Consider the following 1,001-nt stretch of genomic DNA (forward strand, 5'->3'; position numbering starts at 1 on the left):
GGCGGCTCAAGATGCTAAAAGCGTGGCTAGTACGGCGAATAGTACGTCGGAAACGGCACGCGCTACAGCTGAGCAAGCTCAGAGCAAAGCCAATGATGCGGCTAACGCAGCTCAACGTGCACAATCCACGGCTAACAGCGCGGTTGAAGCTACTGATAACAATAAAAATAAAATAGCGTCAATGGATAATACGCTCACGGCTTGCCGCAAAGGTAAATACTTGAATGCTGGAGCTGGCATTGAGTTTACTACTCAAAGCAATCCAATGGACGGCATTACTATCTCTACAACATCATATGTTTGTACTTATACGGTTAAAGCTAATGAGTTTAAAGGGAATGTAGCCAATATTCCAATCCCTAATACGCTTGCTGGTACTCATCGCGTGCGGATTGTTTCTTTAAAACCAAAATCTCAAGATGAAGCGAAATTGTATGCTGAAGCGTCTCCTATTTTCCTGGATTCTGATGATGATTCGAGTATTGGGGGGAATTTGCGAGTGATTGTTAAAAAGCCAACAGATTTGAAGTTCACTGTTCTTGAGCAGGAGGTTAGACGATGACGGTTATTCAGCCTATTTTCTACGGCGGCAGCGGCGGTAATGGCAGTATTAAGCTTAAGTCTCTTACAGCGTCTGCTATCTCGCTAACGCTTTCTAAAAATCAAAGTGTGGACTTGCAGATTACGCCAATAATGGATTTGAGTCGCGCGGAGCTTTACGACGTGTCTTGTGATGATTCGCGCGTACAGTTGGTAAAGCAGCCTGGTCACGGTTTGCGTGTTATAACGCCTGATGAGAAGTTTGCTAGTACTACGCGAACTGTTATTCATTTTCGCGCGACTGATGATAGTGGCGTGAGCTTGGACGTGCCGCTTACTTTGCAAGCTGGTTTGAATCCTAGCGAGGCGCGCGCATGGTTTAACTCACACACGTCACCGAAGCAGCTTTCTCCTAGTTTTGAGCCGTTGCCTGGCTGGAAGCCATTTAAGGATTATTCGTC

General features: G+C 46.0%; 1 protein-coding gene and 1 pseudogene. Both read left to right on the forward strand.

Features of this window, described 5'->3' with window-relative positions; all coding sequences use genetic code 11:
* Nucleotides 1–562 (forward strand): annotated as a pseudogene (locus P0106_RS07145) (hypothetical protein); the annotation flags it as partial.
* The coding region (locus P0106_RS07150; RefSeq protein WP_473730648.1) for a hypothetical protein at nt 559–1,001 on the forward strand (443 nt) is incomplete at its 3' end. The pseudogene P0106_RS07145 and the gene P0106_RS07150, both read left to right, overlap by 4 nt.

The organism is Gardnerella sp. c11Ua_71, assembly GCF_055818025.1.